A 15,921-nucleotide genomic window follows, 5' to 3' on the forward strand; every position below is an offset into this window, starting at 1 on the left:
GCTTCCAATCGTTTATAGCGTTGTCGGTATTATTACCGGCAGTTGTGCCTTAGCAAAAATTACTTCGCGCTATCCGACGACATGGTCGAAGCCGAATCACCAGCCATCGTCGAGTCCGTAGCGGTCGTCGAGTCAGACATCATGGTCGAAGTAGAATCGGTCGAAGTCGTCTCAGTTTCAGTCTTTTTCGAGCTGCAAGAGGTTGCAAGGGCGATCATAGCCATGAAAAAGAAGGCAGATTTCGTGATTGCTTTCATAAGTTTGGGGTGTTTTTGTTTACGTGTGATTAATGGAACAATGTCAACGTTAATACGCCATTGGAAAAAAGGTAACCCAATTTTTTTTAATTTTTTTTTGGGTTACGTTCGGAGCGATTTTGTATTAAGTAATGAAGCAATGCAATGAAGGAAAGTAGGCGGCCCGTATTAACCGACGATGAATTGCTGGCGGGCCTGTCAACTGGTTCCGACGATGTGCTGAACCAATTGTATCGACGGTATTTTCCGATGGTCTTACACTTCGTAACCAGCAATAGCGGTAGCGAAGACGATGCTAAAGACATTTATCAGGAAACCATCGTCATACTATACGAAAAAGCACAGAGTGGTACGCTGGAGTTGCATTGCCAACTAAAGACATACTTGTATTCTGTTGGTCGTCGTCTTTGGCTGAAGCAGTTGACGCAACGTAATCGATTCATGGTACGCGATATAGAAACGCCTGCCGCTGATGATTTTGCGGGGCAGCAAATCGATGCTGATTTAACTGAACACGAAGAGCGGGATCGGCAATTCGATTTAATGGCTGATTCGCTCGATCGACTTGGGGAACCCTGCCGCACACTGCTGGAAGATTTTTATATCCGGCATCTGAGTATGCAGGCTATAACCGACAAGTTTGGCTATACGAATCCTGACAACGCAAAAACGCAGAAGTATAAATGCCTGATGCGGCTTAAGCGATTGTTTTTTTCCGAGTACAAACAAAGCTAAGGGTGCTTCGGCACCTCCGCCAACCGTTATACTTAACTGACTGCAAAGTCTGCACAACAACAATGGAGACTAATGACGAAAAAGACATTGAAAGCACATTGCGAGCGTATGGCGAACGAGTTCGGCTTCAGCAGAAGCTGACCGCGATTCACACCAGTCTGGATATGGACGCGGTACGTGAGGAGGCTGGTTTATACCAGGTCGAAGCACAGCAATCAGGTCAGATTCGTTCGCTCTGGCGCACCTATCGTACTACACTGGCCGTTGCGGCCTCTGTTGCCGTTATTACGACGTTCGGCTCGATTTTCCTGTACCGATCTTATCAACAGAGCCATCGACAGCAGGAACAGCAATACAGCTTATTAAGTAAAGAGATTCAGGCCGTTAAATCATCTCAGCGCAAATTACTAAGCGATCTTAACGGCAGAGGCCGGGCTCTCTCTGTTAATCCGGCCCAGGTTTCAGGGTCAGGGTTTATGCTGACAGCCGACGGCTATATGGTTACCAATAACCACATCATCCGGGATGCTGATTCGGTGTACGTACAAAGCCCTACTGGAGAGGTATACAAAGCGCGTGTTGTTCATGCCGATCAAACATACGATCTGGCATTTCTACAACTCTGCGACGACAGTGCGTTCCGGGCGCTCACACCAGTTCCCTACAGTTTCGATGCACACCAGTCAGATCTGGGTGAGCGGGTCTACACACTCGGTTATCCCCGCGAAGAAATTGTCTATGGTGAAGGTTATCTAAGCTCTGGTACTGGCTACCGGGGCGATTCGACGGCTTATCAGGTAGCGATTGGCGTTAACCCAGGCAACTCGGGTGGACCCTTGCTCGATGAAAAAGGCAATGTGATTGGTATTATCAGCGGTAAGCAAACAACATCGGAAGGAGTTAGCTTTGCGGTAAAAACCAATTATCTCCTTAAAGCGCTGAATAACATACCGGTTGACTCCTTAAAGGGTCTGCCTTTACGACTGAACCGGAAAAGTACCCTTGCCCGGCTACCACGCAAACTGCAGATTAAACGGATGCAGTCTTATGTTTATCAGGTAAAAGTTTTCAAGCATAAAGAATAACTCATTAAACAATTAACGGCGTTGAGCGGTTGTAAAGGCGTAAATTCGCAAACACTCAATGACTATGAAAAAGTTAATGACGCTAGCCGCAGCGCTGGTCTTTACCCTGTCTGTTGCCTGGGCTCAGGATACAAAAGAGAAAGCTAAAGAAACAGCCAAGCAGGCTGGTCAAACAGTTGACGCAGCTGCCGATAAAGCTGGGCGTGAGACCAAAAAAGCAGGGCGAAAAATATCGAGAGCGGCTAAAAATACGAAAGAAGACGTAAAGGACGGTACGAATAAAGCGCTCGACAAAACCGACAAAAAGTTAAAAAAGACTGAGCGTAAGCTAGATAAGTCCAATTAATCGGCAATTTTTCTGGCTCTCCCAATAAAAATGGTGACATTACCTCACGGTGGTGTCACCATTTTTATTGGTTACGAGAAACTTCATTAAACGATTATTACGTTACCAGCATACAATTGTTTGCTGTTCCTTTAAAGTGTTATTTTGACTAATGAGCACCCCTATTTCAGTACTTCTGTTTGGTATAACCCGTGATCTGACCGGCCAGTCGGCCGTTTCAGTGCCGGTTGGCGAAGGAGCCCGCGTGAGTGATCTGCTAAACCAACTCTATCAAGCGTATCCCAGCCTTTCGGGTATTCGATCATTGTTGGTAGCAGTCAATGGCGAATATGCCGAAACAGATCAGCTACTCACCAGTAAAGACGAAATTGCCCTGATTCCACCCGTTAGCGGAGGATAAATCCGATTAACACCGGTAAGCTTACCGAATTTATCTATAAGCTACCACTGTAGGCTGCTAATTACCAATCTGCGATGATTTCACTTGTTACGAATCCAATTGATGTAGCTTCGGCACTGAGCTACCTACAAACCGATCAGGCTGGAGCACTCGACTTATTTCTGGGCGTTGTACGCGATAATACGCAGGAGCGCCCGGTTGATCGGCTCGAATATGAAGCCTACGACCGTATGGCGATCATGGAGATGCAGAAAATTGCGGATGAAGCCCACCGTCGCTGGCCTATCCTGCGTTACACGATTATTCATCGGAAAGGCACATTACTCACGGGCGAAATAGCCGTACTAATTGGTGTAGCAACAGCCCATCGCGCTGATGCCTTTGAGGCATGCCGGTACATAATCGATACGATAAAACAAACTGTACCGATCTGGAAGAAAGAAGTTTTTACCGATGGCGAAGTGTGGGTAAATGCCCATCCGTAGGTCAGGAATCGGGCAAGTCGAATCAATAGGCAATGAACCTGAATTCCCCTGGTTACGAAAAAGCAGCCCTGAATTTTCTACTAACCAAACGAGTCATTTATTTCTTCGCGGCCCGACCTAACAGATATGTCCCTACAATCGGATAATGATCGGAGTACGCGATATAATTGATTGTCTCGAAATCTAGTAGCGGCAATTTGGGATCATGAAATTGGTGGTCGATGCGAATGAAGCCAGGTAGACGGTTATAGGTGAAGCCAAAACCACGACCTGCATCCTCAAAACTGTTCGGCAATAACCGTCGCAGCCGTTCATACACAACACTATAAGGCGTATCGTTATGGTCACCCGTGACGATTACCGGAAATTCGCTCTCACGGATATGCCGCTCAACCCGCTGAACCTGTTGCCCTCGTTCAATAAATCCGAACCGCAAGGCACTCAACACTCCTCTTGTTTCGTGTCGAACACCGGTAAGTTTTTCCTGATCCAATACTTTACCAACCCGGATGCCCATCGATTGTAAATGTACATTGATGATCCGTATCGTATCATTGCCGACTTTTATATTAGCCCACACCAGCCCATTGCCCCGGCTAAATACTTCCCGACCAGAATGAAGAATCGGGTAAATCGAAAAGATCGCTACGCCAACACCACCATCAGCCGTTTCAGCCAGTTCGGGGTGTAAGAAAGCCGAATATCCATAACCCTTCTGACGGAATCGACGAACAACGTCATAGTCTGTCACAGCAGTGGATGTGTAAAACTCCTGAAAGCATTTTACGGGCGCATCGTAGCGTAAGGCGTAATTCATGATACGACGAACTCTGGGCGAACTATGGCTCCGTTCCCATGCATTATCCAGTCCAAATGACTGAACATTATAGCTAAATACTTTTAGTGGCGTGTTGGCACTCACTAGCTTACCCGGAGAATTCCAGACAAACGTACGCTGACCAAACAGGACGATACCACTAATAAGAACAAGGCCCGACAGCCAGCTTCGCCAGGGACGTATAGTAAGCCAGATCAGGACACATACGAGATTGAAGATCCACGCAACTGGAATCGAAATCATAACCATTCCCGCCGACCAGTGCTGAATCGGCAGCGCATACAATAGCCAGTAGCTTAATAGAGTATATAAAGCAAGGAGTAAATTCAGCGACCAGAATAAAGATCGAAAGAAAAAAGTAATGAACCGACTAACTTGAGCACCTACCGCCATAGCATCATTGAGCAGCCAAAAATTCGTTTTCGGGCTAAAATTAGGCATTAGCCACGCAAACCCGCTATACACTACAGTAAGCGAGGTTGCAAAACACTAAAGTATGTCGTATATTTGTGACATAATTACCGTATGGCGTTAGTAAAGAAAGGGAGTCGGACTCCCTTTTTTGTTAGCCCTACCTTATGGACGATAAAGCACGTATAACCGAACTACTGCAACCATATCTGAACGATGGCCAGTTTTACATTGTTGATGTTCAGGTAGTTGGTCGACAAGGTGGCCGAATCAAAGTCACAATTTTAGTAGACAGCGATGCCGGTATAACCATTGACGAATGTGCAGATATCAGCCGTCGTCTTGGTTTGCAAATGGATGAGTCAAATTTCTTTGGCGAATCTGCCTTTACACTTGAAGTTTCTTCACCCGGTGTAGATTATCCGCTGCTGTTTCCGCGTCAATATGTTCGTAACTTAGGCAGGAATCTACTCGTTACGCTGATGAATGGGACCGTATATAAAGGTCAATTGGAGTCTATAAACGACACCTCCATTGTGTTGGTAATTGAGCCAGAGAAAAAGTCGAAGAGTAAAAAGAAAAAAGAAGTGAGTTTGTCTATTGAAGCTCCAGCGGTTGGCCCTACGCCAATTCCGTTTGAGCAGATTAAGAAAGCTAATGTAGAAGTATCATTTAAATAGTGGGCAGCAGGCAGTTGCCAGTAAGCATTCGCTTCTACTGAACAACTGCTGTCTGTGAACTGTAAACTGCTAACTTGAAAATGACCAGTGGATTATTAATCGAATCGTTTGCCGATTTCGCACGGTCGAAAAATATTGACCGGCCTACAATGATCGCTATTCTGGAAGAAGTCTTCCGGACGATGATTCGTAAAAAATACGGTACTGACGAAAATTTCGACGTAATTATTAACGCCGAAAGTGGCGACCTGGAAATGTGGCGAACACGCGAAATCGTGGACGACAACTCCGAAGACATTTGGGATTACGACAAAATACCACTCACCGAAGCTCGTAAAATTCAGGATGACTTCGAAGTGGGTGAACAGGTTGCTGAAGAAGTAAAGCTCGAAGACTTTGGTCGGCGGGTTGTACAAACGGCGCGCCAAACACTGATTCAGAAGATAAAGGACATGGAGAAAGAGCTCCTTTATCAGAAATATAAAGATCAGGTTGGCGACCTGATCGGCGCTGAAGTGTATCAGCTCCTGAAGCACGAAATCATTCTGGTTGACTCAGAGAACAATGAACTGAGTCTGCCCCGTACGGAGCAGATCCCGAAAGATCGCTACCGGAAAGGCGAAGCCGTAAAAGCGGTTGTGAGCCGGGTTGATATGCTGAATGGTACACCCAAAATCGTGTTATCACGCACATCGCCCGTTTTTCTGGAACGCCTGTTCGAAATTGAAGTGCCGGAAATTTATGATGGTCTTATTTCGATTCGGAAAATCGTTCGGGAGCCGGGTGAGCGTGCCAAAGTAGCCGTTGAATCGTACGACGACCGCATCGACCCCGTTGGTGCCTGTGTCGGTATGAAAGGGTCACGTATACATGGCATTGTACGGGAACTAGGGAATGAAAATATCGATGTCATTAACTATACCGAAAACCTCGAGCTATTAATTAGCCGGGCATTGAGTCCCGCCAAAATCAGTTCGATGCAGATCGACCGGGAGGCAAAGCGTGTATCGGTCTTTCTCAAACCCGATCAGGTTTCCCTGGCAATCGGTAAGGGCGGTCAGAACATTAAACTGGCGGGTCGGTTAGTAGACATGGAAATTGATGTATTCCGCGATAACGAAGGCCACGAGGACGACGAAGACGTTGATCTGATGGAGTTCTCGGATGAGATCGACGAATGGATGATCGATGAGCTTCGCAAAGTTGGTCTCGACACGGCAAAGAGTGTTCTGGCCCTAAACAAAGAAGAACTTGTTCGCCGTACGGATCTGGAGGAAGATACCGTGGAGGAGATTCTGAATATTCTGAAACAGGAATTTGAATAAAATTGATGGAGAATGAATAATAGAAAATGGGAAATGATCGACAAATCTGCATCGCCCATTCTACATTATTCATTCTACATTTAAAAAGACGGGATTTTTATTGCAGAAACTGTTGTTCATACCATATCAACAACCATTAAATTTGCCGAATATAGACCGAACGTATGGCAGAAGATAAGTCAATGCGCCTAAGCCAAGTGGCAAAAATTCTCAACAAAGGGCTTTCCTCTGTTGCGAATAGTCTGTCTGCCAAAGGGTTTAAGGTTGAAATTAATCCTAACACCAAAATCAACACGGAACAGTTGGAGGTGTTAGCGAAGGAGTATAAATCAACGGAACTCCTGAACGGAGCTCGCCGGGCCGAACCGTCGGTTGCGGTCGCCGAGCCACCGCATCGTCGGGAGGAAGATGTCATTTTGTACCGTCGTGATGACGCAGGCCGTCCTATTGTGGACGCGAAGGCGGACGCCCCTAAAACAGACGTCCCTCGGGTAGATGCGCCTAAACCAGCGCCAACCGAGTCAAAACCAACCCCGGAAACCGTTTCAACCGGTTTACCAGGGTTAAAAGTGATCGGCAAAATTGATCTTAACGCAAAACCAACTCCGCCACCTGTTCCGGTAGCGAAAGCACCGGTTCCGCAGGAAGCGAAGCCAGTAGAAACACCTCGTGCAGAGCCAGTTAAGGTGGAAACTCCTAAGCCTGTGATTCCTCAGCCGGTAGCTGTTCAGCCCCCGGTACAGGCAGAAGTTCCGAAGCCAGCTCAGCCAACAGAGGTAAAACCTGCCGTTACACAACCCACAGTAGCTCCGGCTCCTGTCGAAGTTCCTAAGGTAGAAACCCCACAGCCAATAATAGCTCAGCCTAAAATCGAACCAATACAGACTGCTCCCGTTCAGCCGAAACCTGAACCAGTGCAGCCACAGCCATCAGCTCGTACAGAAGCGCCACGTGTGGAACCGCCTAAACCAGCTGAACCCGTAAGCCCGCCAGCTCCCAAAGCTGAACAGCCCCAGCCCCGTCAGCAGGATCGCGAGAAACCCATAAGCAATCAGCCCAAAGCGAATGTCCCTCAGGCGACACCGCCAGCAGCTACCAATGATGTCGATGAGCCAACCGCTAAAACCGAAACGATTCGGGCAGCTGGTAGCCATCAACTTGGCGGTCTGAAAATTCTTGGTAAAATCGAACTGCCGGTCAACAATCCGCGTCAGGGAGGAAACAGCAATGCTGACAAGAAAAAACGGAAGCGAATTCGCGGTGGTCGCGAAGGAGCCGTCGGTGGTACCAACCAACCTAACCAGGGCGGTAACCAGCCACAAGGGCAGGGCAATACCAATAGCCCTCGCAACGACCGTGGCCCACGTGAGGGTCAGGGCGATCGCGGACCAGCCAACCGGGTAGCAGGCGACCGTAATCAGGGAGGTGGTCAACAACGGGATGGTAATCGTCCACAAGGCGATCGCAATCAGGGAGGTGGTCAGCGCGATGCCAATCGGCCAGCCAATCCAGCAGCAGGCAATGGCCAGCCACAAGGTCAGGGTCAGGGTAATAACCAGAACCCGGCCAACCGGGGTGGTCAAAACAATGCCAGTGCAAACACCAACAACCGGACCGGTGGTGGCGGAGGTAATAACAACAATAATAATAATCGCTCGGGTGGCAATAATGCCAACCGGGGGGGTAATACTAATACCAACAACCGCGACCGGGGTGGTAATCGCCGGGAAGCGCCAACCCAGGCTGACGTACGGAAGTCCATTCAGCAGACCAACGCCAGGATGCAGGGCAATACGCCCAACCGGGGTGCTGATCGCCGACGGGATCGTCGTGCCGACCGCGCCGAACGGGACCGCCTGGCCAGCGAACAGGAGGAACTGGAAGCAAAAATCCTGAAAGTTACCGAATTCGTATCGGCTAACGATCTGGCTTCCCTGATGGATGTATCGATCAACGAAGTTATCTCGGTTTGTTTGAACCTGGGAATGTTCGTTTCGATCAACCAGCGACTGGATGCCGAAGCGATCACAGTCATTGCTGATGAATTTGGTTACGACGTACAGTTTGTATCGGCTGAAGATGAAACCGAAGCGGGTATCGATGTTGGTGAAGATGAGCCGGATGAATTACAGCCACGGGCTCCGATCGTAACGATCATGGGTCACGTTGACCACGGTAAAACATCCTTGCTTGACTATATCCGTCGGGCAAAAGTGGCAGCCGGTGAAGCCGGTGGTATTACGCAGCACATTGGTGCCTATAGCGTGAAAACCAGCGACGACCGTATGATCACATTCCTCGATACACCGGGTCACGAAGCCTTTACGGCGATGCGGGCTCGGGGTGCGAAGGTAACCGACGTCGTTATCATTGTTATCGCTGCTGACGATAGTGTCATGCCGCAAACCCGTGAGGCTATCAACCATGCCCAGGTAGCTGGTGTTCCCATCGTATTCGCCTTTTCGAAGGTGGATAAACCAGGAGCCGATACCGAAAAAATACGATCAGAGCTGGCCTCGATGAACCTTCTCGTTGAAGAATGGGGTGGTAAATACCAGGCGCAGGAGATCTCATCGAAGTCGGGGATGGGGGTTGACGAATTGCTTGAGAAAGTTTTGCTTGAAGCCGAACTGCTCGAATTAAAAGCCAATCCGGATCGCCGTGCGTTAGGTACAGTTATCGAAGCATCACTGGATAAAGGGCGTGGCTATGTTTCGACCGTACTGGTTGAAAATGGAACGCTTCATCAGGGAGATATCATGCTTGTCGGTGCGCACTACGGTCGTATCCGGGCGATGACTAACGACCGGGGAGAACGGATTAAAGAAGCAGGACCATCAACGCCGGTTCAGATTCTTGGTCTTCCAGGTGCTCCACAGGCAGGGGATAAATTCAACGTAATGGAAACGGACCGTGAGGCCCGCGAAATTGCGAACAAACGGGAGCAACTCCTGCGTGAACAGACACTCCGCACACGCAAGCACATTACGCTTGAAGAAATTGGTCGCCGGAAAGCGATTGGTACTTTCAAAGAGCTCAATGTGATTGTGAAGGGTGACGTGGATGGTTCAGTTGAAGCCTTGTCGGATTCGCTGCTACAGCTCTCAACGGAAGAAGTTCAGGTGAACATCATTCACAAAGCTGTCGGTCAGATTTCCGAATCGGATGTCCTGTTGGCATCGGCTTCGGATGCGGTCATCGTTGGTTTCCAGGTGCGCCCTTCATCGAGCGCACGGAGACTGGCAGAACAGGAGCAGATCGAAATTCGACTTTATTCGATTATCTACGATGCGATCAACGAAGTAAAAGACGCAATGGAGGGCCTGTTGGCACCAACTGTTGAAGAAGTTATCGTTGGGAATATCGAGGTACGCGATGTGTTCAAGATCAGCAAAATTGGTACTGTGGCGGGTTGCTACGTAACAGAAGGCAACATCAAGCGGAACAACAAAATCCGTATTATCCGCGACTTTATCGTCATTCATACTGGCGAAATCAGTGCACTGAAACGGTTCAAAGACGATGTCAATGAAGTGAAGTTTGGCTACGAATGTGGCTTGAGCATCAAAAACTTCAATGATATCGAAGTTGGTGACGTTATCGAAAGCTTCGAACTAAAAGAAGTGAAGCGGACGCTGTAAACTGATTAACCTCAGTTCATAAGTTTGCCCCAATCGGATAACCGGTTGGGGCTTTTTTTTGTTGTTATACAGACTTATCATCAATGTCCTTTTGTCGAACGACGAACAGGCTGCATTTAATTTTGAGTTCTCAATCATCACGGGTCATAGTTGCATTAATTTCTTCAGTTAACTGGTATTCTGATGTATCTTGAAAAAGGTTTTTTGGAAAATCTTATAAAACAGAAATATTCGTCGCCCTTTAGCTTGTCTGGATCATCAGTAATAGCGACTAATTATCAGGTGCTGGTATAGCTACGACTCGCCCTTCGGCAAAGTTCACACACTATACTGGATGGTTTTATCCGGCGGAGAAAACATACAGCATGACGATCCTAACCATCAGTGATTTGCACGGGCGATCCGTTTGGCGGGAAGCGGACCTCAACGCCTATGATCAGGTTATTTTTCTGGGCGATTATACCGATAGTTACGTCTTCGATGATGAGACAATTTATAATAACCTGAGCGCTATCATTGAGTTAAAACGGCAGGAACCCGACCGATTTGTGCTCCTGATTGGCAACCATGATGCTCAGTATCTGCATTATCCACATTATCGGTGTTCTGGCTTTCGGAGCTGGGCTCAACCCAAATTAAGTGCGTTATTTGATAAACATCGGGATTTGTTTCAACTGGCTCATCAGTATGGTTCTTATTTATTTAGCCATGCGGGTGTAACAAATCAATGGTTGGCACGACTATTGGCAAAAACTGGGCATGAAGAGACTACGATCAGTCCTGATAAAAACCTTGCCGACTTGATTAATAATAGCCACAAGCAACCTTTACCAATACAAAGCGTCCTTTTTGAGGTTAGTGCAAGGCGGGGCGGTTACGATGCGTTCAGTGGCCCTGTCTGGGCTGACCGATCCGAATCAGGCATTGACTATTTACACAATTTTCATCAGGTCGTAGGCCATACGCCAGTTGACAAATTCACGACAATCGGTACGACAAGCAGTTCGATAACCTATACAGACGTATTACAAACAAGAACAGCATTTTATGAAATCATAATCCCTGATTAACTTGGGCATGCAGAAACCAAAGTCCTGAGTTGGGTCGTTAATAAAATGACCTACGTTTGCAGCAATAATTTCGTCGAAAACACCCTGAATGAATTTTCTATATCCGTCCTTCCTCTTCGGCCTGCTGGCTGTATCGGTACCAATTGCTATTCATCTCTTTAATTTCCGGCGGACACGACGGGTGTTTTTCACCAATGTAGCCCTGCTCCGTACTGTTCAGACCGAAACTAAGTCGTTCAGACGGTTGAAACACTGGCTTATTCTGGCGGCTCGCTGCCTGTTTCTGGTTTGTCTGGTCCTGGCATTTGCCCAACCGTTTATCCCTAGTAAAAATAAACTGGGGTTATCACGGCAGGGTGTTACCAGCCTGTATCTGGACAATTCATTCAGCATGCAGAATGAGCGGAATACCAAACGCTATCTCGACATCGCAACTGGTCGATTGGATGAACTGTTGACGCTCTTTCGAAACGCCACTTCACTACAACTCCTCACGAACGACTTTTCGGCGGCTGAACAGCAGACAGGAACGGCCGAATCGATTCGCGACCGCGTCACCTCCATACATTTCGCGCATACGCCACGAGCACTTGAAACGGTTTACCGGCGGCAGCGAAACCTGCTATCGAGTTTAAATCCGGGAGGACGTAATCAGTTATTCTGGTTTTCTGATTTCCAGAAGAGTACAGTCGGTGATTTGGCGCGTCTACAGATCGATACGACCGACCGATTGTTTGTTGTGCCTTTAGAGGCTCAGGCTACTAAAAATGTCTACGTCGATTCAGTCTGGCTAAGTACGCCATTTATCCGCGAAATGCAGAATAATAGCCTGAATGTTAAACTGAATAACGGAGGACGCGAAAATGTAAAAAACCTTCCGGTACGGCTATATCTGGATGACACGCAGACGTCGACGGCTTCGGCCACCCTGCAGCCGGGCGGCTCGGCAACAATATCGCTCAACTTCAATGTGACGAAAAAAGGATACCATAGGGGCCGGATTGTATTCGAGGATTTCCCCATTACATTCGATAACCAGTATTTCTTTGTCATTGAAGCCTCACCTGCTGTTCGTGTTCTGCATTTGTTCGAGCAGAAGTCCAGCTCTCCGGGTCGTTCTACTGATTATGTTGATGCCGTTTATTCGAATGACAGCTTATTTGTCCGGCGGAGTTTCAATGCGCAGAATTTCGATGTTGGTCAACTGAAAGAAACGGATTTGGTAATACTGGAAGGTGTTGCTCAGGTAAATGGCACCCTACGAACTGAACTGGAACGGTTTGTTCAGCAAGGAGGCAGTCTGACGATCATACCGCCCACGAATCCCGATATGGCCACTTACGGGCCATTTCTAAACACCTTAGGGCTGGGTAATGTGCAAAGTACAGCCGGCACGCCGGGTAGTAATCCCTCTCCCCTACCCGTTGCTGACCCCGATCGCCGGAATCCGTTCTTCCGGGATGTGTTCCAGCAGAGCTATCAGTCGGAGCCACTCAATATGCCGAATGCGGCCCCTGTCTGGCGTTGGAACGCGGGCGGACGACTTCTCAGCTTACGCGATGGCAGTCCATTACTTACTCAGTCGAAGGCGGGCCAGGGAAGCGTATATCTGATTGCTAATCCATTAGCGAGTGCTTACGGTAACCTGGCCGAACATGCCCTTTTTGTTCCGGTCATGTACAAAATGGCAGCACTTAGTGTCCGGGGACAACGAACGGCGTACTCCTTCGACGATAACCTGATCACCATTCCGGTCACGAACCCATCCGAGCGGGCAGTTTACAAACTGAAGCATGGTAAACTGGAAATTATTCCCGTACAGCGCACCATCGGCAACCAGCTCCTGCTCGAAATGCCCAAGAGTAATGAATTGAGTGCTGGTCAGGAAATCGAATCTGGTTATTATGAATTACAGCTTGATGGAAAAACCGAGCGTTTATTAGCGTTCAATCATGGCAACAAAGAGTCGGTTATGGATTTTTATTCCGCCGACGAATTACGCCGGGCGTTTGCCAATCAGCCCAATGTTGAGGTTTTCGATAGTATTCAGGATGGTGATTTTGTGCAGGTACTGGAACAGGAAAATTTAGGGCGTAGTCTCTGGAAATATTTCTTGCTGGCCGCACTTGCCTTCCTGTTGTTTGAAATTGGACTGGTACGGTTCATGAAAGGCTGAAGCCATAGTTATTTTCTTTTTCAGGCATTTGCATTTCGCCGATGACTGTCAATCCAAGTAGATCGACAGTCATCGGCGAAACTTTTTATTAAACCTGTCCTTTTACTCAATATACGTTATCGATAGTTTCTAATTACCATAAGTTTGCAATCGGATTCTTCGCGAACGCAGCGGTTTCGCTAACGCTCAGACGCTTATCATTTTGGCACGGGCAACGAAAGTCATGCCCAAAACCATGTCGTTTACTCCATGTCTCTCGTTGTTCGCGGCAAATACACGCTACCCTTCAGCCAATTGATTACTTTCAACTGTACTATTGATGTATTCGCCATACCATAGTAAGCTTCATACACATTCGTATAAAAGGCTCTTTCTCTGCGTCTTATCACTTATAGAATGTAAAGTAATAATGGTTCCGGTTAGTTTTATAATCAGCGTCGACATACATCTGTAGCCCATACACTACTTAGCAAAAATGGATCTGATTTTACTGCATACTCATTCGGTAATGGCTTACATACTTGTCTTGGTGTCGAGTAGTATGTATGTATATCTCGTCAATCTTAAGGTCGAGGCTCCCGGAAAGCAATGGTTTAAAATCTTTTATTTCAGCCAGATCGTATGGCAAACCGGCGATATGATACGGTACAGCATTCATCCGGCTTATGTTGGCTCTCTGCTCTATCAACTTCAGATCATACTCATGTTTGTGCCCGCTCTGGGCCTTGTTGAAATTGCTTACATTCAATTCCTCTACCGCTTTGTTAAACCCGCTTTTGAACGTGAACGAAAGATCGTCTTTTACGTAATGATCGCGTATGTAGTTGGGTTGATTGCATTTAACAGCTGGAATGAATTCTATAACGGGAGCCATTTGCTCCTGATGCAATCGTCTATGTTTATCTATGGTTTATTGACAAACCTGTGGGCCATCTATCTGGGGTGGCGAAAAGGGCGTCTATTCGCCAAACAGGGCAATGAACGAGCGGCAAAAGGGAATTCGTACATGGCAATTGTTAATTTATGCTTTGTTATACCCTGTATTGTTGCGGTCATTTACGGGATCTATAGCACGGTTGGTTTCTGGACGTTTTTCATCCTGATCTGGTTGGGAAATCTGTCTCAGATTGTCGTTTCGATTACATATGCCGCGGTGCCGACCAGCTTTCAAATCAAATTAGTAGGCTTTACATTCGTCATGATAGCCACCGTACTGCTGATCGTGACACTGGTATTTTATCCACCATTATACCCTACTGATTACGGCCCTCGAATGGCTCAGCAGGACGGCATCATTAAACTACTGGCAATCATCACCTTGTCTACTGCTGGTTTGATTTTAATTCTGCCCCGAATTCTCCGCGTTACCCTTACCCGTCCGTTACAGCAATTACTGGAAGGCGTTCAGCAGGTTAATTCGGGCAATCTGACGACCGTTGTTCCGGTTGGCTTACCTGACGAAATCGGCGATCTAACGCAAAATTTCAACTGGATGACTCAGTCGCTTAAAAAAGCGAATGATGAGCTGACAATGTACACCGAACAACTGGAGGAACAGATCGTAGAACGAACAGCCGAGATAACCCAACAAAAAAGCGAACTGGAAATTCAGCGGGATTCTCTTGAGAAAACACTACTCGAACTGAAGGAGACTCAGGTGCAGCTTATTCAGAAAGAGAAAATGGCTTCGCTGGGAGAATTGACTGCCGGGATCGCTCACGAAATCCAGAATCCGCTGAACTTCGTCAATAATTTCTCGAAGATCAGCATTGAACTCCTGGAGGAACTTAAAGAAGAAATTACGGCCGACCATAAAACGGATGCCACCGATCTCGCGGATGATCTTATTCAAAACGTGCAGCGTATTTCGAATCACGGGCAGCGCGCCGACAGCATTGTCAAGGGAATGTTGCAGTTGTCGCATAGCAGTACCAGCACGGGCAAAAAGCAGCCGACTAACCTTAATGACCTGGTATCGGAGTATTTACAACTGGCCTTCAAGGAGATGGTGGCCAAAAATAAAAACTTCAGCGCAGAACTGTCGGTACAATTAGACACTACTATTGATCACGTGAAAGTAGTACCGCAGGATATCGGCCGGGTATTGCTTAATGTTTTCAATAATGCCTTTTATGCTGTCAATCAAAAACAGAAACAGCTCAACACCGATTATAAACCGGCAATAGTGTTGAGTACCCAAACCGATCCGGGCAGTCAAATGGTCGTCGTTTGCATTCGCGACAACGGAACGGGCATTCCGGATAGCATACTCGACAAAATTTATCAGCCCTTTTTTACAACAAAACCAACCGGGCAGGGAAGCACCGGCCTGGGGTTATCGCTGAGCTATAACATTGTTACACAGGGCCATGCAGGTATAATGACAACGACCTCCGAATTCGGCCAGTACACCGAAGTAACTATTCGGCTTCCCGTTAGCGCAGAATAAGCCCCTAGATTTGGCTAACTAAT

13 protein-coding genes are annotated in these 15,921 nt (G+C 47.4%); 12 read left to right on the forward strand and 1 reads right to left on the reverse strand.

From position 1 onward, the window contains the following. Positions 1 to 81: 81 nt before the first annotated feature. The 6 genes from GJR95_RS42095 to GJR95_RS13515 all read left to right on the forward strand — a co-directional run bounded on the left by GJR95_RS42095 (position 82) and on the right by GJR95_RS13515 (position 3,308). Entirely contained in the window at positions 82 to 405 is a 324-nt protein-coding gene (locus tag GJR95_RS42095; protein ID WP_232541181.1) for a hypothetical protein, read from the forward strand. Then, complete coding sequence (locus tag GJR95_RS13495) at positions 402 to 992, forward strand: RNA polymerase sigma factor (RefSeq protein ID WP_162386361.1); 591 nt, start codon at positions 402 to 404, stop codon at positions 990 to 992. The genes GJR95_RS42095 and GJR95_RS13495 overlap by 4 nt, the downstream gene beginning before the upstream one ends. 62 nt (positions 993 to 1,054) lie before the next feature. Further along, the gene (locus GJR95_RS13500; protein WP_162386362.1) at positions 1,055 to 2,077 is read left to right on the forward strand and encodes a S1C family serine protease; all 1,023 of its coding nucleotides are present in this window, start codon (positions 1,055 to 1,057) and stop codon (positions 2,075 to 2,077) included. Between the two features lie 64 nt (positions 2,078 to 2,141). Then, positions 2,142 to 2,423 carry a hypothetical protein gene (locus GJR95_RS13505; protein WP_162386363.1) on the forward strand — a complete coding sequence of 94 codons (282 nt, stop codon included), beginning with the start codon at positions 2,142 to 2,144 and terminating at the stop codon, positions 2,421 to 2,423. Between the two features lie 151 nt (positions 2,424 to 2,574). Further along, on the forward strand, positions 2,575 to 2,823 hold the full coding sequence (locus tag GJR95_RS13510; protein WP_162386364.1) for a MoaD/ThiS family protein: 249 nt from the start codon (positions 2,575 to 2,577) through the stop codon (positions 2,821 to 2,823). 74 nt (positions 2,824 to 2,897) lie between these two features. Continuing rightward, positions 2,898 to 3,308: a molybdenum cofactor biosynthesis protein MoaE gene (locus tag GJR95_RS13515; RefSeq protein WP_162386365.1), complete on the forward strand. Its 411-nt coding sequence runs from the start codon at positions 2,898 to 2,900 to the stop codon at positions 3,306 to 3,308. A 97-nt stretch (positions 3,309 to 3,405) separates the two neighbouring features. On the opposite strand, the gene GJR95_RS13520 is transcribed toward GJR95_RS13515, so the two are convergent. Continuing rightward, complete coding sequence (locus GJR95_RS13520; protein WP_232541182.1) at positions 3,406 to 4,587, reverse strand: endonuclease/exonuclease/phosphatase family protein; 1,182 nt, start codon at positions 4,585 to 4,587, stop codon at positions 3,406 to 3,408. A gap of 137 nt (positions 4,588 to 4,724) precedes the next feature. Here GJR95_RS13520 and GJR95_RS13525 point away from each other — a divergent pair, with 137 nt between their 5' ends. The 6 genes from GJR95_RS13525 (at position 4,725) to GJR95_RS13550 (ending at position 15,898) form a co-directional block, all read left to right on the forward strand. After that, positions 4,725 to 5,237: a ribosome maturation factor RimP gene (locus tag GJR95_RS13525; RefSeq protein ID WP_162386366.1), complete on the forward strand. Its 513-nt coding sequence runs from the start codon at positions 4,725 to 4,727 to the stop codon at positions 5,235 to 5,237. 80 nt (positions 5,238 to 5,317) lie between these two features. Further along, positions 5,318 to 6,562, forward strand: a complete 1,245-nt coding sequence (gene nusA, locus GJR95_RS13530; RefSeq protein WP_162386367.1) for a transcription termination factor NusA — start codon at positions 5,318 to 5,320, stop codon at positions 6,560 to 6,562. 164 nt (positions 6,563 to 6,726) lie between these two features. Next, positions 6,727 to 10,203 (forward strand): translation initiation factor IF-2, encoded by a 3,477-nt coding sequence (gene infB / locus GJR95_RS13535; protein WP_162386368.1) that lies wholly within the window; start codon positions 6,727 to 6,729, stop codon positions 10,201 to 10,203. A 365-nt stretch (positions 10,204 to 10,568) separates the two neighbouring features. Continuing rightward, positions 10,569 to 11,273, forward strand: coding sequence for a metallophosphoesterase (locus GJR95_RS13540; RefSeq protein ID WP_162386369.1), 705 nt, complete (start codon positions 10,569 to 10,571; stop codon positions 11,271 to 11,273). 88 nt (positions 11,274 to 11,361) lie between these two features. After that, positions 11,362 to 13,449, forward strand: coding sequence for a BatA domain-containing protein (locus tag GJR95_RS13545; protein WP_162386370.1), 2,088 nt, complete (start codon positions 11,362 to 11,364; stop codon positions 13,447 to 13,449). 475 nt (positions 13,450 to 13,924) lie between these two features. Then, positions 13,925 to 15,898, forward strand: a complete 1,974-nt coding sequence (locus GJR95_RS13550; RefSeq protein ID WP_162386371.1) for a HAMP domain-containing sensor histidine kinase — start codon at positions 13,925 to 13,927, stop codon at positions 15,896 to 15,898. The last annotated feature ends 23 nt before the right edge of the window (positions 15,899 to 15,921 follow it).

Origin of the sequence: Spirosoma endbachense, assembly GCF_010233585.1 — a bacterium.
Classification (GTDB): domain Bacteria; phylum Bacteroidota; class Bacteroidia; order Cytophagales; family Spirosomataceae; genus Spirosoma; species Spirosoma endbachense.